This window comes from Bacillales bacterium (assembly GCA_035700025.1).
Classification (GTDB): Bacteria; Bacillota; Bacilli; order Bacillales; family DASSOY01; genus DASSOY01.
In genome coordinates, this window is record DASSOY010000013.1 from 15,950 (window position 1) to 40,152 (window position 24,203).

The window sequence follows — 24,203 nt, forward strand, 5'->3', positions numbered from 1 at the left end:
AAATGCTGGAGCCGGTAAACCTACGTGAGGTGACTGCGATGACAACTTTCGAGCCGGTCGTTCCTTTTGAACCCGTGACGACGGAAACAATTCCGCAAGGAGAGCATTGGATCGCGCAAATCAAATGGGACGGCGTGAGAGTATTGACTTATTATGACGGGACAACGATTGAATTGTACAATCGAAAAAAAAACAAACGCACCGATCATTATCCAGAGCTGCATGCAGTGAAATCGTATTGCCGCGCACGGTCGATGATTTTAGACGGCGAAGTGATCGCACTCGGGAACGACGGGAAACCGTCTTTTCATGAGGTGATGCGCAGGGACGGCATTCGCCGCTTGGAACGTGTCCCGCAAATACGGACCCAAGTGCCGATTACTTACATGGTGTTTGACGTGCTTTATGTTGACGGAACATGGGTACATAAGCAGCCGCTGCGCGAACGGACGGAACTGCTGTCGTCAATCATCCAACCGAACGAACACGTGCAGCTCGTGAAATCAAGCGGTTATGAAGAAATGGAACCGTTGTACGAGGTCATGGAGAAACATGACATGGAAGGCATTGTCTTGAAAGATTTGCGCAGCTCCTACGGCATTGGCCAAAAAAACGACCGCTGGCAAAAGAAAAAAAATTACAAAGACCTGATCGCGGTTGTCGGCGGCGTTACGCTTCGCCAAGGGATTGTGAATGCCCTGCTGCTCGGGTTATACGACGAAAAAGGACAATTCACGTACATCGGCCATGCCGGCACCGGTAAGTTGAAAAAATCAGAATGGCGGCAGCTGACGGAAACGATCCGGCCGTTGGCGACGGAAGACTGCCCTTTTGCGATTCCGCCGGGGCGGCATAAAGATGCCGTCTGGCTGCAACCGAAACTGACGGCGAAAATTCAATTTATCGAATGGACAGACGGCGGTGCCGTGCGGCAGCCGAGCATACAAGCCTTCATGAACGTCCCAGCCCGTGAATGCCGCTTTGAACAAACAAAAGAGACGGATTCGCGTTGAACCGTCTCGATTCCTGGTTATTATTTTTTGAAACGGTAAGGAATTGTCGTCATCGCAATATCTTTCGTCCTTACCAAATAAGCTCTGATTAACACACCCGATTGATTGTGAAGCAAGCTTTGCCACCAATATTTTGTATAAAACTGCGGCATGACGACGGTGATTCTCGCCCCAGATTGGTCGGTCTTGTACTTAACCGTATCGATGAATTTGCTGAGCGGCGTCAAGATGCTCCGGTAAAGCGAATAGATCGTCACCAACCTCACGCCGGTCTCCCACATTTTCCATTCCTTCTCCATCTTCGCGATCGCTTCCGGGCTGAACCCGATATAAACCGCAATTACGTTGTCGGTTAAAGATTTCGCATATAAAATGGACTGTTCCACCACGGTCGTAATTCCGGAAACGGGGACGATCACGATGTTTTCTGTCATCTTGACGTCGTCCAACTTCTCGTCGATATCCACTCGCAATTGATCAGCTACAGCAAGATAATGTCGATGAATGACATGGAAAGCGGACACGACAAGCGGTATGAATATCAAGGCTACCCATACTTTTTCGAATTTCGTTACAAAGAAAATGACTAAGATCAAGTAACAAATCAAGGCGCCGACCAAGTTGGTCACCAGTTTCGAAACCCAGCCTTTCGGCTTTGTCCGAATCCATTTTACCGTCATCCCGGTCTGCGATAAAGAAAACGGAATGAACACGCCGACCGCGTACAACGGAATTAAATTCCCGGTGTTGCCCTCAAATAAAACGATTAATAAGATGGAAGCGGCTCCCAATGTAAGAATGCCGTTGGAATAGCTGAGCCTGTCCCCTCTCATCAAAAACGGACGCGGCATAAATTTATCTTGAGCAAGGTTGACCGCAAGGAGCGGGAAGGCAGAATAGCCGGTATTCGCCGCCAATATGAGAATCATCGCGGTCGTGCCTTGGATGAAATAATAAAATACTTGCCGACCGAACACGGATTCGCTTAATTGCGACAACACCGTTTGATGCGCTGACGGCGCGATGCCGAACCAATACGTCAGAAAGACGATGCCGGAAAACAAACCTCCCAAAATACACCCCATCATCACGAGCGTGAGAGCCGCATTTTTATCCGATGGTTTCTTGAAGCTCGGAATCGCATTGGAAATCGCTTCGACGCCCGTCAATGCCGAACATCCAGACGAAAATGCCTTTAAAAGAATAAACAAGCCGATGCCCATCACCGGCGTGCCGATCGCAGCATGATTCACCGCAGACACATGCCCCGTCAACACTTGAAACAACCCGACGAGGATCAAGACGACGAGCGCAATGACGAACAAGTACACGGGATAGGCCAGTATCGACGCCGATTCGCTTAAGCCGCGCAAATTTAAAATCGTAATGATGACGACGATGATGACCGCAATCATAATGTTATGCTCATGTAATATCGGAAAAGCCGATGTGATCGCATCGGTTCCCGCCGACACGCTGACAGCTACCGTCAAAATATAGTCAATAAGCAAAGAACCGCCGGCCACGAGCCCAAAATTCATGCCGAGATTTTCCTTGGCGACCATGTACGCGCCGCCGCCTTGCGGATAGGCATAAATAATTTGCCGGTAAGAAAGAATTAACGCCGTTAATAAAATTAACACCCCGACGGCAATCGGCAAGGAGTACCAGAAAGCGATGATACCAACGGCCGCCAATACCGTAATAATTTGCTCCGGCCCGTAAGCTACGGAAGACAAAGCATCGGACGACATGAGGGCGAGCGCTTTTAACTTATTCAGTTGCTGCCCTTTGATTTCATACGATTTAAGCGGCTTCCCGATCAGAAGTCGTTTCAATTTGTTATACATAGGCGCACCTTCCATGAAACTATCAAGCGATTTCCATAAAAAAAACTACCAAAGCGATGCTTTAATAGTCTTTGTCAAGACACACCACTCCCCGAGAACGCCGATGAGGTTAGCTGACGGGTTCGGGCGGGAAGTTGCCCTTCCTGTTCGACAGGATTCACCCCTGGATACCGGGTCCCCCACTCCACCTTGATGGATTAAGCGTAACTGATTGAACTGATGCGACAATTTTATATGGAGGGGAGAAAGGTGTCAAGTCTTGATTTTTCCACCCCGGCACAGTTGCGAATTTTTCAATCGGGTCGGTTCGGCTCCGACTCCTCCTTTTCCCGAATATAGCCGTACATTTGGCAAGCGAGCTGAATGTCGAACCAATCTTGCGAATGGGCGAAATCCACCCCTGTAATCTCTTGAACTCTCGCCATTCGATAATAGAGCGTATTAAAGTGAATGTTCAATTCGGAAGTAATCTTCCTATTGTCTTTATCATGCTTCACATAGGCCAACAACGTCTGGAAAAGCTCGCCGTTTTTCTTGCGGTCGTAACGCATAATAGGACCGAGCAAATCATCGATGAAAGATTTAATATCTTCAGGGTCATGTTTTAAAAAAAATCGATAAGCCCCCATCTCGGAGAAATGCAGCAAACGGCGCCCGATGCTCTTCGATTTTTTTAACAAATCGAGGCACTGTTTCGCCTCTTTATACGACTTCCCAATGTAAACAAGCCCTTTCCTCATGCGCCCGATGCCGGCAAACAGCTCGTCTGAAAAACCAAACAATTCCTCGACTTTTTCTCTGATTTCTCGGCGACGAAAATCCGTTTTGTTTTTTTGAAACGAGACGATGACGACGATCTCCCGCTTCTTTTGTACGACAAATCCTTGCATGCCCATTCTTTCGAGTTTGTTATTGAGGTACGAATACCACCGTTCCTGTTCATACCCGTAATGTGAAACAGCGGGCGTTTCGGAAAGACCCGCCCTGTCGTTTACAGCAATCACAAGATAGTGCGCTTCCGCGTCGAGTCCGAGGCTTTTCGCCTGCTTAATCAATTGAACGTTTATATCACCGAGGAGAATTTCGTCAAACAAATGGCCTCGCATTCTTTTCTTCGTTTCCTCGACCGCCTCGATTTTCAGCCATTCAAGGGTCAAAATCGTTGTTCCGTATTCGAGCAGGAAGATGTTCTTTTCCGCTTCTTCGTCGTTCGTCACTTCGGCACATAAAAAACCGAGCAAATGGTTCGTTCCGTAAACCGGCAATACGATCAACTGCTCGTCTTCCGCGGATTGTGTCAACTGCCATTTTTTCGTTTTCATCGCTTTCTGTACTTCGGGCAGCTTCAGAAAATCATTCGGAAGAGTGAGCTTTGCGTTGTCCCCGGCCCAAGCAATCGGTTTTAACAACGTATCGAAAAGCCCGATGGACGTCTGTACGGTATCATACATGGCGCGGACCATCGAAGTAAGCCCTCTTCCTTGTGTCGCGATCGAAGACAAACGGTAATGCAGATCGGTCGTTTGCTGGAGCCGCCAATGTTCATGCTTTAACGTGTTATGGATCACCTGCAGCTTTTTCCGTTGGCTCTTTTCCTTTTCGAATAACTCCGAGTGTACGATCGCTACCGCTACATGGTTCGCAAGCGCCTGCAGCACTTCAAGGTCGGCCGCCATGAAATGCTCGTCTTTTTTAAAACTGTCGATCATCAAAACACCGATGGTCTCTTCTTGATAAACGAGAGGAGCAGAGATGATGCTGTCTGGATAATCGACGTCGTCAACGGCATCCAAATAATGACGGCGGTTCTCTTTGGTCATGTTCGCCATCGCCTTGACAATGTTCTCTTCCCCATTCAGCAACAGAGGCTGCCCCGATTGAAACACTTGTCCCGTAATTGCTTCCCCCGGAGAAAGCTGTGTTTTCAAATACGCCGCTTTAGTGAATCCGACCGCCGACTTTACGAGCAGTTTGCCCGAAGTTTCGTCATATAGAAACAAAAACCCTTTGTCGGCCGCCGGTAATGCTGAAATTGCGGATTCGATGATGATATCGAGCAACTTCTCGTCGTGCATCGATGAAGAGATTGTGTGGGCCACTTCCATGAGCAGCCGATGCGCCTGGCCGCTTTGTTTCATCGAAGCAACTGTACACAGCAAGTCAAACCAGGCGCGATGTTCCATGAGGTAACTCGTCAGTCCCTCGACATCGCGAATCGGCCGATGACCGTCGAAAACGAGAACATATTCGCCAAAAAAACAAACTTTATGTTTTCCGACGACGTGAAAGCTTTGTTCTGCGGAAGCCTCGACCTCCCGAATTTTCGTCTCATGGGTGAGATCCGCTGATGAACGGGCAAGACACTTGTAATCCGCAGCTTTCGTTTTCACCCATACAGAAGCCTCGTGCTGATTGAATCGGCAAGCCAATTGGTTTGTAAGATTTTCAAGATCCATCGGTCGGAGCGTCTCCTTTTTTGCAACTTACTCCCATTTTATAAAGAAAGCTCGGCCAGCGCCAAGAACAGTGCACGGAATTGATGGTTGAGTCGAGAGAATGGTGTTATTCGCCTCTCGTTGGTCGACTCTATTTTGAGGCCATTCGCTTTTCGCCGATCGATTTCAAAAATCGCCTCTCTAACGGCGGTTTCAACTCCTCGGATAACCTCGCCAACTCTTCCAGCGGATGCTCATGCTCGTCGATCCGCAGGCTTAAATAAGGAATAATCGGATCTCTCGCTACGACCAGAGCAGCTGAGCGAAGACCCAACTCCACTGCCAGCTCCGAAGGTACTCCCTTTCTTAAACCTTCCATCAAGCGCGCAGCAATATCCCCTTCTGCACTTTCGAACGTTTTTTTAATGCGATAAGTCAATTTATCTTGCGTGAAACCGTGAACTTGTACAACAAGCCGATCACCGACAAGATGGCTGCCATGGGCTTGATTGTCCGGATGCGAGTAAGCGGAAACATTTCCGTAATTATCCAATACAGTTACAGGATATTCCCTCGACCCTCTCGGGTTCGTCAACATTTTGTTCAAAGCTACGTTTGCTGTCAACCCTTGTTCCAAACAATCAAGACCGTCAATGGCGACTTCGGGATAAAACCATCCTAACATACAGACGATACCTGCACCGCGCCTGACAATCGGCGTGTAGGCTCCGACGGCTGGAAACGAGCTGACGACGACGACGGCGAGATCATCGGTTTTCGGACAAGCGGTGATGATTGAAATACTCGCGTCTCTCACATGATCCCCCCTTATTGCGCATAATGACAGGCGACATAGTGAGATTTTCGCAATTCGCGATATGGCGGCGCTTGTGTTCGGCATTTTTCCGTCGCCAGCGGGCAGCGAGTATGAAATTTGCACCCTGAGGGCGGGTGTACCGGACTCGGGATCTCCCCTTTTAATTGAATTTTCTCCGGCTTTCTTTCAGGATCCGGAACCGGAATCGCAGATAACAGCGCCTTCGTATAAGGATGGAGCGGACGTTCATACAATTCATCACTTTCAGCGAGCTCCACGATTTCCCCGAGATACATCACCGCAATGCGGTCGCTGATGTATTGTACGACACCTAAATCATGGGCAATAAACAAGTACGTTAAATGAAGCTCCTTCTGCAAATCGATCATTAAATTCAAAATTTGTGCCTGAATCGACACGTCGAGAGCCGCCACAGGTTCATCGGCGACGATGAATTTCGGATTCAACATGAGCGCCCGCGCAATCCCGATTCTTTGTCGTTGCCCGCCGGAAAATTGGTGCGGGTTACGGTCAAGATAACTTTCCGGAATCCCAACGGCATCGATCAGCTTTCGGATTCTTTTTTCGCGATCCGGTGATCGGTGCGTAACGAGCGGCTCCTCCAAAATTTGCTTGACTGTCATTCTAGGATTCAACGAAGCGTACGGATCTTGAAAAATCATCTGAAAATCCTTGCGTGCCTTTTTCATTTCCCGATACGTCAACGACGTCAAATCCCGTCCTTCAAAATGGACACTGCCTTCCGTAGGCTTGATTAAATTCAACAACAACCTTCCGGTCGTTGATTTACCGCAACCGGACTCCCCAACGATGCCGAGTGTCTCGCCTTCGTAAATGGAGAAATTCAACCCATTAACTGCGCGAACGCGATCTTTTTTTACAGAAAACACGCTTCTGGAAATGCGAAAGTCTTTTTTTAAGTTCTCAACGCGGACAAGCGCCTTATTCATTTCCATTGTCAACCTCCTCCAACCAACATGCAGATTCGTGTTCTGCATCAACCGCGAACAATTCCGGGGATTGCCGGAAGCATTTGTCGAACGCCATCGGACAGCGCTCTGCAAACCGACAACCTTCGGGAAGCTCATATAAATTCGGCGGTTGCCCATCGATCGGTTTCAGCCGTTCTTTCGAACCCGGTTTCGGCAACGAGGCCAACAATCCTTTTGTGTAGGGATGGCGCGGATTTCGAAAAAGTTGGTTTACCGATGCTTTCTCGACGATTTTGCCGGCATACATCACCGCTACTTGATCGCACAGTTCGGCCACGACGCCAAGGTCGTGCGTAACCAACACGATTGCTGAATTCATTTCATCGCGCAGCCGATTCAATAATTCAAGCACTTGAGCTTGAATCGTCACATCTAACGCCGTCGTCGGTTCATCTGCTATCAGTAAATCGGGATCTCCTGCGAGAGACATCGCGATGACGCCTCTTTGCCTCATCCCCCCGCTGAATTGATGCGGATAATGCCTCGCTCTCTCATTCGGCGACGGAATGCCTACCTTTTCAAGCATTTTCACGGCTTTTTCCCATGCCGTCCGACTGTTTTCTTTTTCATGGATGATCGGAATTTCCGCAATTTGCGAACCCACTGAGTAGGCGGGATTCAATGATGTCATTGGATCTTGAAATACCATCGCTGCTTGTTTCCCGCGTATTTTTCTCATGTGTTCGGATGACAACTTCAATAAATCTTGGCCTTTAAAAAGTATTTCACCTTCTACAGTCTCGTTTTTCTGGTCGCCGACAAGTCCCATAATCGATTGCGAGGTCACGCTTTTGCCGCACCCCGATTCCCCGACGATGCCGAGGATCTCGCCGCGTTCGACCGAAAAATCGACGCCGTCGACCGCTTTCACCAAGCCTTTCCGTGTTTGAAAATATGTTTTTAACCCTTTGACATCCAATATTTTATCGCCCATCTGCACCACTCCCTCTCCATTAGGCGGACTCGTCTTTCAATTTCGGATCGATTGCGTCGCGAAGACCATCTCCAACGACGTTAAAACTGAAGACGGCAAAAGTAATCGCAATGCCGGGAAAGACCGCAATCCACCAAGCTTGCTCCATCCAGTCCTTGCCTTCGCGCAGCATGTTGCCCCATGACGGTGTATCCGGTGACGCACCAAGGCCGAGAAAACTTAACGCCGCCTCCGCAAGGATGGCAAAAGCGAGCGATAAACTTACTTGCACGATCAGTGGAGCTAATGAATTGGGCAAAATATGGCGGAACATGATTTTCAAGTGCCCAACGCCGATCGATCGTGCCGCCTCTATATAGAGCGAATCTTTAATTGCCAACACCGCCCCTCTCGCGATTCGAGCAAAAATCGGCGTGTAAACGATGCCGACCGCAATCATCAAGTTCGTTAAACTGGCACCGAGAACGGCCATGATGATCAACCCGAGCAATATGTCAGGAAATGAAAACAGCACGTCGACGACTCGCGACAATGCAGAATCAACAATCCCGCCATAATAACCGGCTACAATCCCGATGATCCCCCCGCTGACGAGCGAAATGCTGACCGAAATCAGCCCAACCTTGAACGAGATCCGTGTCCCATAAATGATCCTGCTGAAAATGTCCCGCCCGAATTGATCTGTTCCGAACCAATGTACAACGCTTGGCGGCGACAACATATCGCTCGGCTTCATTTGCAACGGACCGTAAGGAGCGATGATAGGCGCGGCAAGTGCGCACGCAAACAATACGGCAATGATGATGAATCCGGCAAGCGCCAGACGGTTTTTGCAAAAACGATAAATAATTTCACTCACGGTACGTGCCTCCTTTACGAATTAATAACGAATTTTCGGGTTCAAAAAAGCATAAATGATGTCAACCAACAAATTTATGACGACGAAAAATGTCGCGATAAACAATATCGTCCCTTGCAGCAGCGGATAATCTCTATTCGTGATCGCATGCAAGGCGAGCCGCCCAATGCCCGGCAATGCAAAAATTTGCTCGATGACCACGGATCCTCCCATTAAATATCCGACTTGCACACCGATGATCGTTATGACCGGAATCATCGCGTTTTTGATCGCATGTTTCCAAATCAGCCGTGCTCTTTTGACGCCTTTCGCCCGCGCCACCTTGATGTACTCCTCACGTGTGATTTCCAGCATCGATGAACGTGTCATCCGCATAATGACTGCGCCGACCGCCGTACCAAGTGTCAGCGTCGGCAACAACATCGACTTCGCATTGCCTAATGGATCTTCGAGAAATCCGACAAAGCCGCTTGAAGGCAACCAGCCGAGGTACAGCGAAAAATAAAGCACAAGCATCGTACCCAGCCAAAAATTTGGAATGGACAGTCCAAGCAATCCGAAAAAACCCGTCCCGTAATCGACCGGGCTGTTGCGAAGAATTGCCGCATACGTACCAAATGGAATAGCAAACAGTACGGCGAAAGATACACTGAGAATGGTCAGTTCTAAGGTGATTGGCAACCGCTCGAAGATCAACTGAAGCACTGGACGGTGCGTGAATGAGGAAACACCGAAATCGCCATGTAACAAATTCAACAGCCAGATTCCGTATTGGACGTAAATGGGTTTGTCGAGGCCATATCGATGGCGGATCAAGTCCGCCTCGTGTTCGCTGTAATTCGTGCCAAGCATTGCCGTCACGGTATCACCCGGGACGAGCCGAACAACGAAAAAAGCCACGAGCGAAATGCCGAACAAAACGGGAAGAGAAATGAGTATTCGTTTCGCGATATATTTAACCATGGGTTATCCTCCAAATCGAATAAAAAAAGCTTGGTTTGCGCCAAACCGAGAAGTTCTCCAATGAAAAAAGAGGAACCAGTCGATCGACTGGTTCCGCCGTGTCAATTACTTGGAAAGCCAGGTATTCACCAGCGATTTGGTCGAAACCGTCGGATTTACGTCAAATCCGTGCACATTTTCGGTCAAACCGGAAGATTGTGTGTTGGCATACAAGAACACCATCGGCGCGTCTTGTGCGATGATTTTTTGCGCCTTAGCGTAGATTTCTTTACGTTTTTCCCGGTCTAAAGTCGTTCTTCCTTTTTCAAGCAAAGCATCCACTTTTGGATTGGAATAATCTTGTTGGTTGTATTGTCCTCTCGTATGGAAGATGTTGTATAAAAATTCGTCGGGATCGACAAATCCGACCCAGCCGACGACGGCCATCTGAAAGTCGTGTTTACCAAGTTTGTTAAAGAACACGCTCGATTCGAGCTGTTTGACTTCGATGTTAATTCCTGCCTCTTTCACTTGTTGTTTTATCACTTGAGCTGCATTGACTTGAGACTCGTTAGGGCTGACGATCATCTGTAAATCGACACCGTCTGGATAACCCGCTTCTTTTAACAATTGCTTCGCTTTATCAATGTTTTGTTTCGGATAAACCGCTTCATCCGAATGCGCCCAATGGCCAGGAGGAATCGGTCCATTCGTTAGCGGCTCCGCCTGCCCGAATTTCACAACTTTGTTTAAAGCTTCGCGATCGACGGCCCAGGCGATTGCCTGCCGAACCTTTTTCTTTTTCAACGGTCCGTGTTTCACGTTGAGACCGATGTATTCCCAGTAAGAGCCAGTAACTGAATCCACCTTAACGCCATCGGCTTTTTTCAACAATTTGACGTCTTTCGGCGTCAATTGCAAATTGATGTTAATTTCTCCGTTGCGCAGCGCTGTATTTCTTGCTGTCGCATCAGGAATGTTTTTCCAAATTACTTTATCGAGATAAGGTTTCCCTTCTACGAAATAATCGTCAAACTTGGCCAATACGAGTTGATTTCCTTTTGTCCACTCAACCATTTTGAAAGGACCGCTTCCACCGTCCGCCGCATCAAGACTGCCCCCATTCGCTTCCACCACCGTCTTGTTCACAATCGCGTTGACCGGATTGGCGAGAAACGTGAGAAACGGAGCGGTCTTTTGCTTCAACGTAATAACCACTTTCGTGTCGGAAGGCGTTTCAATGCTTTTGACCATCGAAAACTGGGAAGCCCGCACTTTCAATTTTTTTATGCGGTTAATTGAGTATTTCACGTCTTCGGAAGTGAGCGGATCTCCGTTGTGAAACTTCACATTGTCGTGAAGTGTGAACGTGTACGTTAATCCGTCTTCGGAAACTTCGTAATCTTTAACAAGTTCCCCTTCCAGTTCGCCGTATGTACCTTCTTTGTAATCAAATAAGGTGTTATACATGTTTTCAAGATAATGAATGCCGGCAGCTCCCGTAACCGTGTGGGGGTCGAGCTTTTGCGCGCCCGACAAATCTGAAATGACGAGCGTCCCCCCAGGTTGCGGCTTCGCATTCTCGGCGGTGTCAGCATTCTCGTCAGCCTGTGACGAAGAACCGCCATCCTTCCCATTCCCAGACAATGTGCTCTGCGGACTCGTACATGCCGTGAGCAAAAGTATAAGCGCAACAATTAATAAATAACAAGTTCCTTTTTTCAAGAGATCGGGTCCCTCCCCTAATTTGATTCACAATTCTTACGATTGAGTTTACTAATTGTTGGATTCGATAACTACGTGTTCAATTATGAAATTCAGCTAGATTCTTTGTGAAATCTCACAAATGGGGAAGATCGGCTTTATTCGTTGCAGCCATAGACCCTGCGCAAACGCACATCTTTGCGTTCGAGTTTGAATTTCCGAGACTCTTGCCGTCGCCGCCTGCTGACTTGGGACATACCTTGTTATTGTTCACGATGATTTTGCCTTCATAAGGGGGGAAACGAATTGAGCCTGCTCGATGATTTGAAAAGCAAAAACGCCGCAAACCGAATGATGGACGTGCTCGTGGAAGATGTGTTCGAAAAACACAACGTACGGGAAAAATTGCAACAATTGCCGCCGGAGAAAAAAGAAAAGATTCGCAATGTCGTTACGGATATCCAAAAACAAGTCGACGCGTTGTTAAAATAAAAATTTTCAAAGAAGAGGTGACCCATATGCATGGAGACATTCACGTAAACCATTCAAGGAGTGCCGCAAGGTCCGGAAGCAGTTGCAGGAATGAGCGAAGATGGTCCGCGCTTGATCCGACGGCCGTCCATCCGCTCAGCCCAAATGACGAAGGTGTCGAACAACAAGGGGATCAAGTCGCATACAACGAACAAAGTTCCGAAGAAAAAGTGATCGTCATCGACTCGTGCGACGTCGAAATTCATACGACGGACACAAAGGCTGCCGTTAATTTGCAAGCGGCTTTGCAAGTGGCGATTGCGTTAATCATCAGCATCACGATCGGCGACAGCGATACCGGAGACAAAGTCACGCAAGATTTGCTGCAACGCGTCAGAGTGAAACAGTCCAACAAACAGACGACTTATGTCGAGAACAGCCGCGGCGTCAACATCACCACTACGGATACCGATCTCGCCGTGAATATTCAACTATTGCTGCAAGTACTCGTCGCATTGCTCGTCAAGCTCGACATCTTATAACGACAACAAATCAACCGCGGATGGTCCGCGGTTGAACTTATTATTTCATCCGGGAGAGGCCGATCAGAATGAGCAGAATTCCAGGAACGAACGAAACTTTCTTCAACCAACCGGATTCGGAAAAATGAAAGCCAAACGTTTTGCCTCCCCAAAGGAACAAGCCGCTCATACAGGCAACTAAGCAGGCAGTAAAAAGCGCAGAATATTCCACGAAGGCAGCGGCGATGCCGGCGCCAAAGGCGTCAAATGACAAAGCGCATCCTAACACGAACGCTTCGGCCGGTGAAATCGTTCCCGAATGATCGGCATCGGCTTGTTCGGGATCCTTAAGGATTTGAATCAAGATGCCGAGCGGCCGGATGCGAACGTGTATCATTTCCCGAGAAAGTTCACGTCCTGATACAAAATAGTGGAGCAGCGCGGCAAAACCGAGTGCGACCAAAAGCCACCCGCCGGTTGCTCTCGCCGCATTTTGCGACAACAACGACTCCAACGACTTCCCGAAGTTCATCGCCAAAAACAGCACACACGCGGAACAAGCAGCAATGATCAACACAGAGCACAGCGGTATTTTTGTTTTTTTCAACCCGTACGCCGTTCCGACGCTGAAGCTGTCGAGACTGACGGCGAGAGCGAGTCCGATGATGGATAAACCGTGCATGCGTCTGCCAGCCTCCTTTTCGAAAACCAAGAATGAAACATGCCCCGACGACATTTCCTCAATTCCGCTACGGTTGGCATCAATATTCGATGGGAATTTGTTGATACCGTTCCCCGGTTCTTTTCGGCACACGAATTTCGAGAACCCCGTTTTGATAAACCGCTTTGCTGCCTTTGAAAGATCCGTTGACCGGCAAACGAATCACATGCGGTTCCCGAAGCCCGTCGATTTTTAACTCGTTCGGCAAAAAATGCACCGTTATATTTTCCGGTCGGATGTCGTCCGGCAACTTCAAACGGGCAATCATCGAATGATGCGTCTCGAAGACGTCGGAATTGACGCCCGCGTGTCGGAAATCGTTGTTGAACGAATCGGGCATGGCTTGCTTCATCACGTCATTCACGTAGTCTTTCACCCAAGACATGTCTAAATTTCCTGTCCCTTCCCCGCGAAACAAATTCCACGGATTGAATGGATCAGCCACCTGTCATCCCTCCTCCGCTTTATCTTATGCCGCCATCAGCCCTTTCGACATTGACAAGAAAATGATTAGAAACAAAAAAAGATGCCCCCGAGAAAATAGGCATCTGCACCGCTGGTGCAATGGGAACTTACCACCTTTAATGGGCTATCTAAAAAATGGACGGACATTCAATCCTCTGATGAAGAAACATGCGCTGAGAGGATGAATGTCCGTTGCCATTTCCCGAGCGAAGATAAGACAAGGCTATGAAGATTTTAAGACTTTCTTTCCGTGCGGCTGCATTTCGAACGGCGCGGATTCAAGCGTGACGCCGATTCCACTGAATTGGAATTCGTGGGGCAAGGAATACGTCAACACACCCTCGCCGTCGGCGTTTGGCCGAAAGGTCCCACAATTCCAGCGGTGACCGCTGCTGGTCAGCAGCCAAACTTGGTAAGCTTCGTTTTCTTTTGGCGGTTTCATGTTGCGGAACGTTAATACGAGTTTATCTTGGCCGCCGTCGGAAACGCGATACGCCCTCCCGCTTCCGTGCGCCGATGCGTTCACCGGTTGAAGGGTATACATGCCGATGACATGGGATGCGCCAATCGTTTCTGCCATCTGCCATGGATCTTCGACGGCCTGTTCACGGTCGTAAATCACATAGCCGGCAAACAAAAGAAGAAGGGAAGAAGCGACAGCAATAAAGGTCCGCCGCAACAAGGGTCCGACCCGCCGCTTTCGGGGAACATCGACGTTATCAAAGATCCCGTCCATCACTTCTCGTTTTAACGATGGCGGTGCTTGCCGCATTTCGAAATCAAAGGCAAGGGCCTGCCACGTATCTTGCAGTCGTTCCAAGTCCCGGGAACACGCACCGCATGTTGAGAGATGGTTGAGGAAACGAAGCGTTTGCTTTTCATCAAGTGTACCCGCCAAGAACGGAATGACTTCATCCATTCGTTCACATCGTCTCCCCATGGTTCGTCTCCCCCTCTCTTTCCGATCGCAAATGACGCCGAAGCTGTTTCAACGATTGGTGCAGCCGGCTTTTCACCGTTCCAATCGGCTGTTGTTCCTGCGCGGCAATTTCCCTAATCGTCATCCCTTCCCAATACAAATAATGCAACAACCGTTGCTGTGCCGGAGTCAGCCGGCTTTTTGCTTCGCGAACATGCTGTTTCATCAATCGGGCAGAAACGATCGCGTCGACATCTGCTGTGTCCGACGAAGCAAATTTTACAAGGGAAGCTTTTCGGTCATACGCGTTTTCCTTGCGCAAGTGATCCGTCGCCAAGTTTCTCGTAATCGTCAAGATCCAGTTCACAAACGCGCCCTTGTTTTCTTCATACAAGCTCTTCGTTGTCCAAATGCGCATAAAGACTTGTTGGACGATATCTTTCGTTGCTTCCGTATCGCCTTTCGTCATTTTCAGGGCAAAGCTGTACACGACGTTCACATAACGGTCATACAACGTCTCTAACGCCGAACGTTGACGATCGCGAATCAATGCCATTAATTGTTGATCGCTCTTCTCGTTCATCGCATACCTCCGCCCCGGTCTCGTTTCGTTCATTATACCTTAATAATCCATGCCTTCCTTTGCCGAAAACTCGGTTTCGGCATTGACGATGTACCAAACGCCTTTTACGCCTTGCCCTTTGACGTCACCCTTCTTTTTGTCCGGTGTGAAGTAATATAACGGATAGCCTTTATAAGTGATTTGTTCCTTGCCGGTATCCTCGCGAGTGATCGTTCCGAAATCGGAAGCTTTGAACCCTTCAGGCACCTTCGGATGACTTCCGTACAAAGGCGGCCATGCCTCTAAACATTGATCTTTGCAATAGCTTTCGCCCGGTTCGTCTTTCGTGAAATAATATAACGTCATCCCTTTGCCGTCCGCCAAATAATCGCCGATTTCATCGTTATGCAGCAGCTGAAGCGTCACGTCGTAAGTATCCGATTGTCCGTTCGAAGTCCCTTGGCTGCCGCAAGCCGCCAACACCAACACCAATCCCGCCAAAATGAGTGCAGACCAAACAAATCGTTGCTTCATGTCGAAAATGCCTCCTTATGTTTCGTTTTATAAAGGTAACGACGTGATTCGGCGATCGGTTTGATTTTTTTTTTATAAAATTGAGGCAAGGGGTACCAGCTGTTTCCCCTTCGATTCGAGAATGATCCGTTTGCCTAATAAAAAAACCCGGGTTTTCCCCGGGTCAAAATGAAGCAAGCTGCTGCAAAAGATTCGAAAGCTCGTTTTTACGGTTCTCCAGTTCCTGCGGATCGACGTCCGTTGATAAAACCGCCAGCTCTCCTTCGAAATGTTCGTTTGTTCGGCTGCTGAGGCGGTCTTTTAAAGCCTCGACCGCGGCGGCGAACTGTGTTGGATACGTTTCTTTCAGTGTCGTTTCCGACATGGACAAATAGCCGGAAACGGGAGCTTGCAATCGACCTTGCAATTCGTCGTGAAGCTTTCGCCGACCCTCTTTTTCAAAGAACTGTTTTGTGTTCTTGAAATAACCGGCCAGGTCTTGATAACTCGTCAAATCAAGGGTTTCAAGCTCATTTTCGAATTTCGGCGTTCGGTATTCCGGGGATTCCGCCTCAGGCAAGAAAGCCTTCCCCGTCCGCCGTTCTGTTTCTTCCGTTATTTTCGCGCCAACCGTTTTCAACGCTTTCGTCGAGAATGCCTCGATCCGCAAAGCGGTCGCGCGCATCTCTTGCGCGAGGTCGAAACCGATCCGTTCGATTAATTCGGCAACACCGTCCATGACCGCCTGCTTCTTGTTTTCCGTCAAATCCGACAACGCCGCGGGACTGAAAGACTCTTTGAACATATCGTGATAACGCAAGAACACGCGTTCATTCACGTAGTGAATGAGCTGACTAATTTCTTGTTCGATCGATTGAAGCGCTGCTTTTGCCTCGCTGTCTTTAATGATCTGCAGAACCTCTCGACGGGAAGCCTCCGCCTGTTCGCGTTTTTGCGCTCGTACGCTTTCGTCTTCACGGGAAGCGGAAAGATAAGCGTTGACCGTTTCCATGGCCCGGCGCACGTCGCCGGCCGCTTCTTTGATCGCGACATTCGTCAATTCACCCATTGAAAAGCGGAAGAAATCATGTTCAAACGCGGCAATGCCCGAATCTCCCGCGGGATGATCCGTTTTTTCCTTGATTGCAAGCTTGCTCGAAACCGGATAGATCCGCGGATGGCGGATGCCGTGCGTCAACAAGTTAGACTCGATGTAATCAACGACCGTTCGAAGCTCTTCGTCAGAAGAAGCGAGATCTGCCGCATTGACGACGAAAAACATTTTATCCATCGCAAATGAATCTTTCACGCGCCCGAGTTGGATCAAAAACTCCCGGTCCGCACGCGAAAACGCATGGTTATAATACGTGACGAACAAGACAGCGTCAGCATTCTTGATGTAATCAAATGCCACACCTGTATGGCGCGCGTTGATCGAATCCGCGCCAGGCGTATCAACGAGCGTAATGCCTTGCCGCGTCAGCGGACAGTCGTAATACAGCTCAATTGATTCGACCATGCACGCCTTCTCTTCATTGGCGACACGCTCATGAAATTCCCTCAAGTCGACCAGCTGCTCCTTGCCAAGTTCGTCCCCGAACTCGCGCAAGCCTTGAGCAACCGCCAGCAAAAACGAGAGCTGGCGCACGCGGTCACCGCTGCGGTTGTGATCGTCAATACCTGCCAACGCTTGCGGAAGCTCGTTAAGCCCATTGACGGTCAAAGCGAACGGCTTGAGCGCCCTCCGCACGTCCGCCAGCAAATCCGCTTCCGCCTTCAGCTGAATCCGCGCCGTTCCGTGCCGATGCGTCTCATCGACCGGCGAAATCTTGTTAATCGCCGCCGTCGTCGGATTCGGCGACACCGGCAGCACCGACTCGCCGATCAGCGCATTCGCGAACGACGACTTCCCCGCACTGAACGCCCCAAACAGCGCAACCGTAAACCGGTTGCACTCCAACCGCTCCGCCCGGCTTCGCATCTCCGCGGCTGCGCCGCCCAGCCCTCGCACCGCCCCGGCTGCCGCCGCGGCCCGCTCCAACACCGCCGCGGCCTGCAGCCGCCGCTCGCGAAAAGCCGCCGCCCCTCCGGCTGCCGCCGGCACCGGGGCGTCCTTCGCCTCCACCCGCCCGCCGCCTCTCGGCGGCGGCGTTGGCGCCGGCTCACGCGGCGCTCGCGCTTCCGCCTCCCGGATCTCACGATCCGGGAGCGCGGCCAGCGCTTCGCGCGCCGCAGCCTCATCCACCTCGCCGGACAACACGGACAGCCATTCCGTCCGGCGAGTTTCGGCTTCTTGCTCAAGCGCTCTTCTTCTCCGGCTCTGCTCGACTTGCGCGTCGAGCGCCGAAAGGCGAACGCGCAGCGCTTCAAGTTCAGGCTGCGCCTGAACTTGAAGGAGCCGGCGCCCCTCTTCGAGCTTTTCGTTGACGGCGCGCAAATAAAGCCGCTGAATCGCCTCGGCCACCTTTTCGCTGTAGTTCAAGACGTAGCGGTCATTAAACGTCGCGCCCGGCTCGATTTGCTCTTTCAGCAGCCGCGGCTCAAGCGTCACTTTGATATCGTAAATCGCCGCCGAAAAAGCTTCATCGCGAATGTCAAACGACCGGGCCAATTTCGCAAGCCCTTCTTTCACTTGCCAGTCGAGCGTTTCGACCGCCGCGGAAACTTTTTCAAAAAAAAGCGTCAACCGCTGCTCGCGTGCTTGTTCCGTTTTCTTTTTCGCTCCAAACAAGCCGACTTTGAAATCCGCTTGCGCCGATTCCAAATACGCACGACCCGCTTCACGCGTCTCATAAGGCATCAAGATCGCCGACTGGATCGTCTTCTTCAATTCCTTTTGCGCCTCTTCGAAAAACGTGTCCGGGTGATTTTCAAGCGTGTCTATCTTTGCGTGGAGCGCTTCCCATTCAGCCTGCGCGGACGCAGAATCGTCAGCGTGTTCACTGTCACTTTTATTTGAATCAAGGAGCGCCTCCGCATGCTCTTCAATGAGCCGCCGGGCCTCGGTTTCCGCGTTTTCAATCAACAACGCTTCGCGACTTCCGGCAAACCCATCAATGTATTCGCGCAAGCGGCTGATTTCGTTCTCCGGATGGTCCAATGCCCCGAGCGATGTGTAAAAAATGTGTTCAAACCCGAGTTCGCGTTCCTGCAAAGCTGTTTCGATCGTTTGTCGATAAGCCGAAAACGGCAGTTCTCCGTCTTGATGCTTGTCGATTTGGTTGACGACGAGCACCGTCCGTTTGTTCAGCGCCTTCAGCTGCTGCCAAAACGCGAAATTCACCTCAGAGAGCACATGGTTGTAATCCGTCACGTAAAAAATAACATCCGCCAAGTGCAGCGCCGATTCCGTGGATATCCGGTGGGCATCATCGGTCGAATCCACGCCGGGTGTGTCGAGAACCGCCGTACCCGTAGGCAAACGATCGATCGGGTGGCTGATTTCGATTGAATGGATGTCGTTGTCGCGCGCATAGTTGTGCAGCTGATCGACATCGTACGGATAAGCAAACTGCACCGCTGTTTCGTCATGAAAAAAGACCCGCGCGTAAGCGGAATCCCGTGCGCAAACCTTCACTAAGTTGGCCGATGTCGGGATGGGACTCGACGGCAGCAAATCCTCACCCGTCAAATGGTTGATCATCGTCGATTTGCCTGCGGAAAAGTGGCCGCAAAAGCCGAAGGCGAATTCGGATTGTTCCACCTTCCGCGCAAGGCTGGCAAGCTTGGCGGCATTCGCCTCGTCGCCAGCGTCAACAAATTTTTTTCGCAAAACGGTCAGTTTCCTGAACAGCTCGGTTTTCCGTGAAGCCGGCAGCGTCGTGAGTTCGGAAGTCATTTCAATACCCCTTGAACGATAATTGTAGTCATTCCATTCCCCATCATACTAAAGGGTTGAGCCATCCGCCAGTGATCGGCATTTAAAGCCGTATCACCCTTGAACTCGGCAAACATTCGGTTTCTCAATCAAGCCCGCCAAGGCGGCCGGTTATAATTTGCCGGCATGTGGTGAAAATAGAGACGAGGTGACGGTCATGCTGCATTTTCTTGCCAACTACATTTGGACACCGATTGCGGTGTTTGCCGCCGGTTACGTGATCATTCGATTTATGGGGAAAAAAGCGGTCGCGGAGATGACCGGCTTTGAATTGCTTGCCGTTCTTGTCGTAGGAACGACCATTTCGGAACCGGTCGTGACGAAAAAACTCGGGAGTGCCATTTATTTTTCGGCGGCGATTGCCCTCTTGTATTTGGCTTTCTCTTACTTGAATTTGAACAATCGGATAAAAAAATGGATCGATCCCCGTCCGACGGTGCTCGTGCGCGGCGGCGACATTGATAAAACCGGGTTGAAAAAAGCGAAAATGACCGTCGAAGAATTGAACGCCCAACTGCGCAGCAAAGGCGTCGCCAACGTCTCCGACGTCGAACTCGCTGCCCTCGAACAAATCGGAAAATTCACGGTCATCCCGAAGTCGGACAAGCGGCCGCTGCAACCGTCCGATCGACAATTATCCCCGCCGCCGACATTCATTCCGATTCCTCTTGTCGTGGACGGATCGATTCTCGACTACAATTTGCGGTATCTCGGCAAGGACCGCCAATGGCTCATGGAACAACTCGCCGGCAAAAACATTTCCGCAGACAACTTGAACACCGTTACACTGGCCGTTTACAACGAATACGGCGCCGTGCAAGTAGACAACGAAGACCAAACCGACCATAGCAGCGGAACGTACAATTACAAACCCGGGCATACGGACAACCAGTGATCGCTAAGCCGATTTGCGGTATGGAGGAACCTTATCATCTCACATTATACTTTTTTACCCCGCTCCACTGCGATCAGGTTTCAATCGAGATCTTTTAACGCCGTTACCGTAACGAGATCTTCTGCTTGCAATACCACCGGTCCTTCGGGAACGTGAATGAGCACTTCGGCATCTTTAATCGATGTAACAATGCTCGACTTGTCCACGCCAACAGGCTGCACGCAGATTTTTCCGTCCTGCTTTAAAAGCTTTGCACGCACGAAACGCGGGAACGAACCTTTATTTATAAAAGATTCCGCCATATACGCCTCAAAAACTGCCATTTCAAGCCGATCTTTGCCGAGCATGCCGCGCAAAACCGGTCGCACGAACAGCTCAAAGCCGGCGAAGCATGCACCGGGATTGCCGGACAAGGCGAACAGCAAACGGTTGTCTTTGACACCGACGGAAGTCGGGCTGCCCGGGCGCATTTTCAACTTATTAAACAGCAATTTTCCGTCCCATTCGGCAAAAAAATCGGTAAGAATGTCGTAGTCGCCGACGGAAACGCCTCCGGTTGTGATGACCGCATCGTAATTCGCAAGCGCTTCGGAAATTTTACGTTTCGCCAGTTCGATGTCGTCAGGGACAGAATCCACTACCACGGGCACCGCACCGGCTCGTTTCACTTGCGCATACAGCATGTACGTGTTGCTGTTCCGAATTTTGCCGGCTTCCAGCGCATCTCCGGGACCCAACAGTTCCGACCCGGTAGAAAGAATCGCCACGCGCGGCTGCTGAAAAACTTTTACAACAGCATGTCCGAACGTCGCCAACAAAGCGACTTCTCCCGGGCCAATCTTCCTTCCTTTTTCCATAATCGGCGTGCCTTCGGCCATTTCCTCGCCGATCCCGGTCACATTTTCCTTCACAGCCGGCGAATGATACACGAGCGTCGTCGCACCGTTGGCTTCCGTATCCTCCAGTTTCACAACCGCGTCGGCGCCTTCCGGAACCGCTGCGCCCGTCATGATCCGCGAACACGTCCCGGTTGTCACCGTTTTTTGCGCGACTGTACCCGCTGGAATTTCCTCGATGCATTGCAACTCGATTGGATGTTCTTTTGACGCTTCTGCTAAATCCTCCGCGCGGACGGCAAAACCGTCCATGCCTGATCGACGAAAATGCGGAATCGGATGACTCGCCTCGATCGCCTCTGCTAAATACTTACCGTCACTTTCCAGTATCGGTACGGACTCTGTCGTTCCTTCTTTTATGTAAGGTTGAATGAGCGCTTGTGCCTCTTCGACTGTGATCGGTTTACGATTAAATCTCACGACTTTCCCTCGCTTTCATTCGGATTGCTGCAATTGATTGAGCACCGTTTTGTAAATGTTTTCGATGTCATCTAATGAAAAAACCGGCACGTTATCCGCCTGCAAACCGACGGTACTCGCAACGGCGGCGATGTTGTCCAGCTTTCGAAGCTCTTCCCAATCCGTGAGGGACCGGGCGATGACGACTTTCGGATACGCCCGTTGTTTAAAACCTTCAAGCACGACAACGTCAAGATTGCTCATGCGTCCAAGCAGTTGTTCGACGGGGACTTCACGATTTTCAAGAAAGGCGGTTTTTTCTTTTGATACGATCGCTGCCGCTTCCGCGCCAGCCTGTCGATGCTTCCAAGTATCCGTGCCTTCCTGGTCCATTTCAAAATCGTCCGAGCAATGCTTCAGCGTGCCGACCCGAAACCCGGATTGTTTCAGCCGTGAAACGAGTTTTGCGACGAGCGTTGTTTTCCCGCTGTTTTTATAGCCGACCACTTGCACGACCAATGGTTTCGTCATGATCGTTCGCCCTCCCCGCTTAACACTGCGTATTCATCCGGCGTGTTCACATTTGTCACAAAGCGAGGATCGACTTCATGGAGGCAGAAAACTTTTCCATCCACATAATGCGTATCGATTTCATCCAAAAATGCCCGGACTTTCAAGGTGTCTCGCTGCAATAAATCTTTCAACACAGCTGCCTTCCTCCGATGATAGACGCCAAAAAGCGGATGAATCACCCCGTCAATAACCGGAATCGCCGCATCATGATGCCCTTTTTCACAAGAATCCAGTAAAATTTGCGCAGCATCCCGCGACACATACGGCATGTCACAACCTGCGATCCATAAAATTTCATGCGCAGCACTGGTGAAAGCGGCTTCGATGCCGGCAAGCGGGCCTTTCCCCGGGAAGTTGTCCGAGACCACCTGGACGCCGAAATCGGAAAAACGCTCCTGGCGATTCGTAACGATGATCACTTCATCACAAACGTCTTTCATGATTCGCAGTTGCCGTTCAACAATCGTCTCTCCGCCGAAGCGCAGGAAGCTTTTCATGTTTCCGCCCATCCGCCGGTTTTCACCGCCGGCAAGAATGACGCCGGTAACCATCGCATCGCCCCCTTTCTCCTTTCATCATACATGAAAAAGCCGGTTCTCATACACCTCCGGCTTATTGTTTGGTCATTGTAACGGACATGAGATCTCCTTAGCTCCAAAAAACGGACACATGAAAAATGTAACGGACATGAGATCCGCTTAGCGGCTGAAATCTCGTTTCGCCAAACGAGAAATGCGCTCTAAGCGGACGAGATGTCCGTTACAATGAAAATTTTCCTTAAGCGGCGATCTAAGGTGACGAGATGTCCGTTAGCCTGGCCAAAGATTCTCTCATTCAAATATGCCTTACGCTTTTCCCATGCCTTTTAAGAAATTCAGCATCATCCCGATCGATCGGCTGATTTCCGGATCCTTTAACGCTTTCATCAGCTGGAAAATGTTGCTCGGTCCGTCACCCGCCTCGGTGGCGGCCGCCTCTTTCAACCCGTTATTCGCCTGCTCGCTGAGCGCTTTCACTTGATCAATGTCGATCTTTCCGAGCACGCTGGCAATGCCGACGAGGTTTTGCAACATGCGCGCATGATTCGGCCGGTTCAATTCTTGAACAACGTTGCGAAGCACGGCATCGCCTTGCGAGAACAAGCCGTTCGCGAACTCGAGCAACCCGCAATCGTGCAAATGCCCGAGCAGCTCGAAGGTCTCGATCACCGCCTCTTTGTTATCGACCATCGCTTGCTCGATTTCTTCAACATCACGCTGCCGCTTTGCCGCCTCGTCAATTTCAATTTTTTTAATCGTGGAAATTGGTTTGGACACCGGTCTTCACCCTTTCTCCGGGGAATTGATAATCTTTGCGCTGCCACTTTTCTTCGACGCGAACGCCTTTTTGCGGTTGACGATTGCCGCGGCGATGATTGTTCGGCGGAAGCGGTGATTCACCTTCGACGTCGATCACCTTCATCTTCACCGGCACTTCTTTATATGCCGGCGTGTTCGTCGCATCGTCCACATCATTATTCGTTAACTTGTTCACCGCCGTGATGCCGTTGTCGTTCATCGGTACGTACAACTCATTGCCTCGAACCCGGTCGGTCACGACGATGTGTCCTTTGATCGACCCCGCCTCCGAGATCAAGCGAACGAATGAGCCTTCCTTGATTCCGCGTTCTTCGGCCAATTCCGGCGACACTTCGATGAAGCAGTACGGCGTCTTACGCTGAATGCCTGCTGACTGATACGTCATGTTCCCTTCATGAAAATGCTCAAGCAATCGGCCGTTGTTCACGTGAAGATCAAATTCTTCATTCGGCTCTAACGGCTTTTT

The 24,203-nt window shown here is 50.2% G+C and carries 23 protein-coding genes and 1 riboswitch; of the genes, 4 read left to right on the forward strand and 19 right to left on the reverse strand.

The window, feature by feature from the left end:
* Positions 1–38: 38 nt before the first annotated feature.
* Positions 39–1,013 (forward strand): RNA ligase family protein, encoded by a 975-nt coding sequence (locus tag VFK44_02930; GenBank protein ID HET7627320.1) that lies wholly within the window; start codon positions 39–41, stop codon positions 1,011–1,013.
* A 20-nt stretch (positions 1,014–1,033) separates the two neighbouring features.
* On the opposite strand, the gene VFK44_02935 is transcribed toward VFK44_02930, so the two are convergent.
* From VFK44_02935 to VFK44_02970, 8 genes are all read right to left on the reverse strand, one after another.
* Entirely contained in the window at positions 1,034–2,863 is a 1,830-nt protein-coding gene (locus VFK44_02935) for an APC family permease (protein ID HET7627321.1), read from the reverse strand.
* Between the two features lie 83 nt (positions 2,864–2,946).
* Positions 2,947–3,077, reverse strand: a riboswitch (cyclic di-AMP (ydaO/yuaA leader).
* Between the two features lie 79 nt (positions 3,078–3,156).
* Positions 3,157–5,319 (reverse strand): GAF domain-containing protein, encoded by a 2,163-nt coding sequence (locus VFK44_02940; GenBank protein HET7627322.1) that lies wholly within the window; start codon positions 5,317–5,319, stop codon positions 3,157–3,159.
* A 130-nt stretch (positions 5,320–5,449) separates the two neighbouring features.
* On the reverse strand, positions 5,450–6,115 hold the full coding sequence (locus tag VFK44_02945) for a DUF1028 domain-containing protein (GenBank protein HET7627323.1): 666 nt from the start codon (positions 6,113–6,115) through the stop codon (positions 5,450–5,452).
* A gap of 11 nt (positions 6,116–6,126) precedes the next feature.
* A complete protein-coding gene (locus VFK44_02950; GenBank protein ID HET7627324.1) occupies positions 6,127–7,086 on the reverse strand; it encodes a dipeptide ABC transporter ATP-binding protein in 960 nt (319 codons plus the stop codon).
* Positions 7,079–8,062 (reverse strand): ABC transporter ATP-binding protein, encoded by a 984-nt coding sequence (locus VFK44_02955; GenBank protein ID HET7627325.1) that lies wholly within the window; start codon positions 8,060–8,062, stop codon positions 7,079–7,081. The genes VFK44_02950 and VFK44_02955 overlap by 8 nt, the downstream gene beginning before the upstream one ends.
* Before the next feature lie 19 nt (positions 8,063–8,081).
* On the reverse strand, positions 8,082–8,921 hold the full coding sequence (locus tag VFK44_02960; GenBank protein HET7627326.1) for an ABC transporter permease: 840 nt from the start codon (positions 8,919–8,921) through the stop codon (positions 8,082–8,084).
* 21 nt (positions 8,922–8,942) lie between these two features.
* Positions 8,943–9,884: an ABC transporter permease gene (locus VFK44_02965; protein ID HET7627327.1), complete on the reverse strand. Its 942-nt coding sequence runs from the start codon at positions 9,882–9,884 to the stop codon at positions 8,943–8,945.
* Between the two features lie 105 nt (positions 9,885–9,989).
* Complete coding sequence (locus VFK44_02970; GenBank protein ID HET7627328.1) at positions 9,990–11,588, reverse strand: ABC transporter substrate-binding protein; 1,599 nt, start codon at positions 11,586–11,588, stop codon at positions 9,990–9,992.
* Positions 11,589–11,873: 285 nt separating this feature from the next.
* Here VFK44_02970 and VFK44_02975 point away from each other — a divergent pair, with 285 nt between their 5' ends.
* Together VFK44_02975 and VFK44_02980 are read left to right on the forward strand one after the other, a co-directional pair.
* On the forward strand, positions 11,874–12,059 hold the full coding sequence (locus VFK44_02975; protein HET7627329.1) for a spore coat protein: 186 nt from the start codon (positions 11,874–11,876) through the stop codon (positions 12,057–12,059).
* 26 nt (positions 12,060–12,085) lie between these two features.
* A complete protein-coding gene (locus VFK44_02980; GenBank protein ID HET7627330.1) occupies positions 12,086–12,580 on the forward strand; it encodes a spore coat protein in 495 nt (164 codons plus the stop codon).
* Between the two features lie 40 nt (positions 12,581–12,620).
* Here VFK44_02980 and ytaF read toward each other — a convergent pair whose 3' ends face one another.
* The 6 genes from ytaF to VFK44_03010 all read right to left on the reverse strand — a co-directional run bounded on the left by ytaF (position 12,621) and on the right by VFK44_03010 (position 19,577).
* The gene (gene ytaF / locus VFK44_02985) at positions 12,621–13,241 is read right to left on the reverse strand and encodes a sporulation membrane protein YtaF (GenBank protein HET7627331.1); all 621 of its coding nucleotides are present in this window, start codon (positions 13,239–13,241) and stop codon (positions 12,621–12,623) included.
* A 79-nt stretch (positions 13,242–13,320) separates the two neighbouring features.
* Positions 13,321–13,725 (reverse strand): Hsp20/alpha crystallin family protein, encoded by a 405-nt coding sequence (locus VFK44_02990; protein ID HET7627332.1) that lies wholly within the window; start codon positions 13,723–13,725, stop codon positions 13,321–13,323.
* Positions 13,726–13,968: 243 nt separating this feature from the next.
* Positions 13,969–14,685 (reverse strand): anti-sigma factor, encoded by a 717-nt coding sequence (locus VFK44_02995; GenBank protein HET7627333.1) that lies wholly within the window; start codon positions 14,683–14,685, stop codon positions 13,969–13,971.
* The gene (locus VFK44_03000) at positions 14,669–15,247 is read right to left on the reverse strand and encodes a sigma-70 family RNA polymerase sigma factor (GenBank protein HET7627334.1); all 579 of its coding nucleotides are present in this window, start codon (positions 15,245–15,247) and stop codon (positions 14,669–14,671) included. The genes VFK44_02995 and VFK44_03000 overlap by 17 nt, the downstream gene beginning before the upstream one ends.
* A 39-nt stretch (positions 15,248–15,286) precedes the next feature.
* Positions 15,287–15,760 carry a hypothetical protein gene (locus VFK44_03005; GenBank protein HET7627335.1) on the reverse strand — a complete coding sequence of 158 codons (474 nt, stop codon included), beginning with the start codon at positions 15,758–15,760 and terminating at the stop codon, positions 15,287–15,289.
* A 163-nt stretch (positions 15,761–15,923) separates the two neighbouring features.
* Positions 15,924–19,577 carry a dynamin family protein gene (locus VFK44_03010; protein ID HET7627336.1) on the reverse strand — a complete coding sequence of 1,218 codons (3,654 nt, stop codon included), beginning with the start codon at positions 19,575–19,577 and terminating at the stop codon, positions 15,924–15,926.
* 196 nt (positions 19,578–19,773) lie between these two features.
* On the opposite strand from VFK44_03010, the gene VFK44_03015 reads away from it, so the two are divergent.
* Positions 19,774–20,511, forward strand: coding sequence for a DUF421 domain-containing protein (locus VFK44_03015; GenBank protein HET7627337.1), 738 nt, complete (start codon positions 19,774–19,776; stop codon positions 20,509–20,511).
* 80 nt (positions 20,512–20,591) lie between these two features.
* Here the strand turns inward: VFK44_03015 and glp are convergent, their stop codons facing one another.
* The 5 genes from glp to VFK44_03040 all read right to left on the reverse strand — a co-directional run.
* Positions 20,592–21,827, reverse strand: coding sequence for a gephyrin-like molybdotransferase Glp (gene glp / locus VFK44_03020; GenBank protein HET7627338.1), 1,236 nt, complete (start codon positions 21,825–21,827; stop codon positions 20,592–20,594).
* A 15-nt stretch (positions 21,828–21,842) separates the two neighbouring features.
* Positions 21,843–22,337, reverse strand: a complete 495-nt coding sequence (mobB, locus tag VFK44_03025) for a molybdopterin-guanine dinucleotide biosynthesis protein B (GenBank protein ID HET7627339.1) — start codon at positions 22,335–22,337, stop codon at positions 21,843–21,845.
* Complete coding sequence (locus tag VFK44_03030; GenBank protein ID HET7627340.1) at positions 22,334–22,930, reverse strand: molybdenum cofactor guanylyltransferase; 597 nt, start codon at positions 22,928–22,930, stop codon at positions 22,334–22,336. The genes mobB and VFK44_03030 overlap by 4 nt, the downstream gene beginning before the upstream one ends.
* A gap of 294 nt (positions 22,931–23,224) precedes the next feature.
* Positions 23,225–23,695 (reverse strand): DUF1641 domain-containing protein, encoded by a 471-nt coding sequence (locus VFK44_03035; GenBank protein HET7627341.1) that lies wholly within the window; start codon positions 23,693–23,695, stop codon positions 23,225–23,227.
* Positions 23,670–24,203 (reverse strand): molybdopterin dinucleotide binding domain-containing protein (locus VFK44_03040; GenBank protein HET7627342.1); only part of this gene is annotated, 534 nt, incomplete at its 5' end. The genes VFK44_03035 and VFK44_03040, both read right to left, overlap by 26 nt.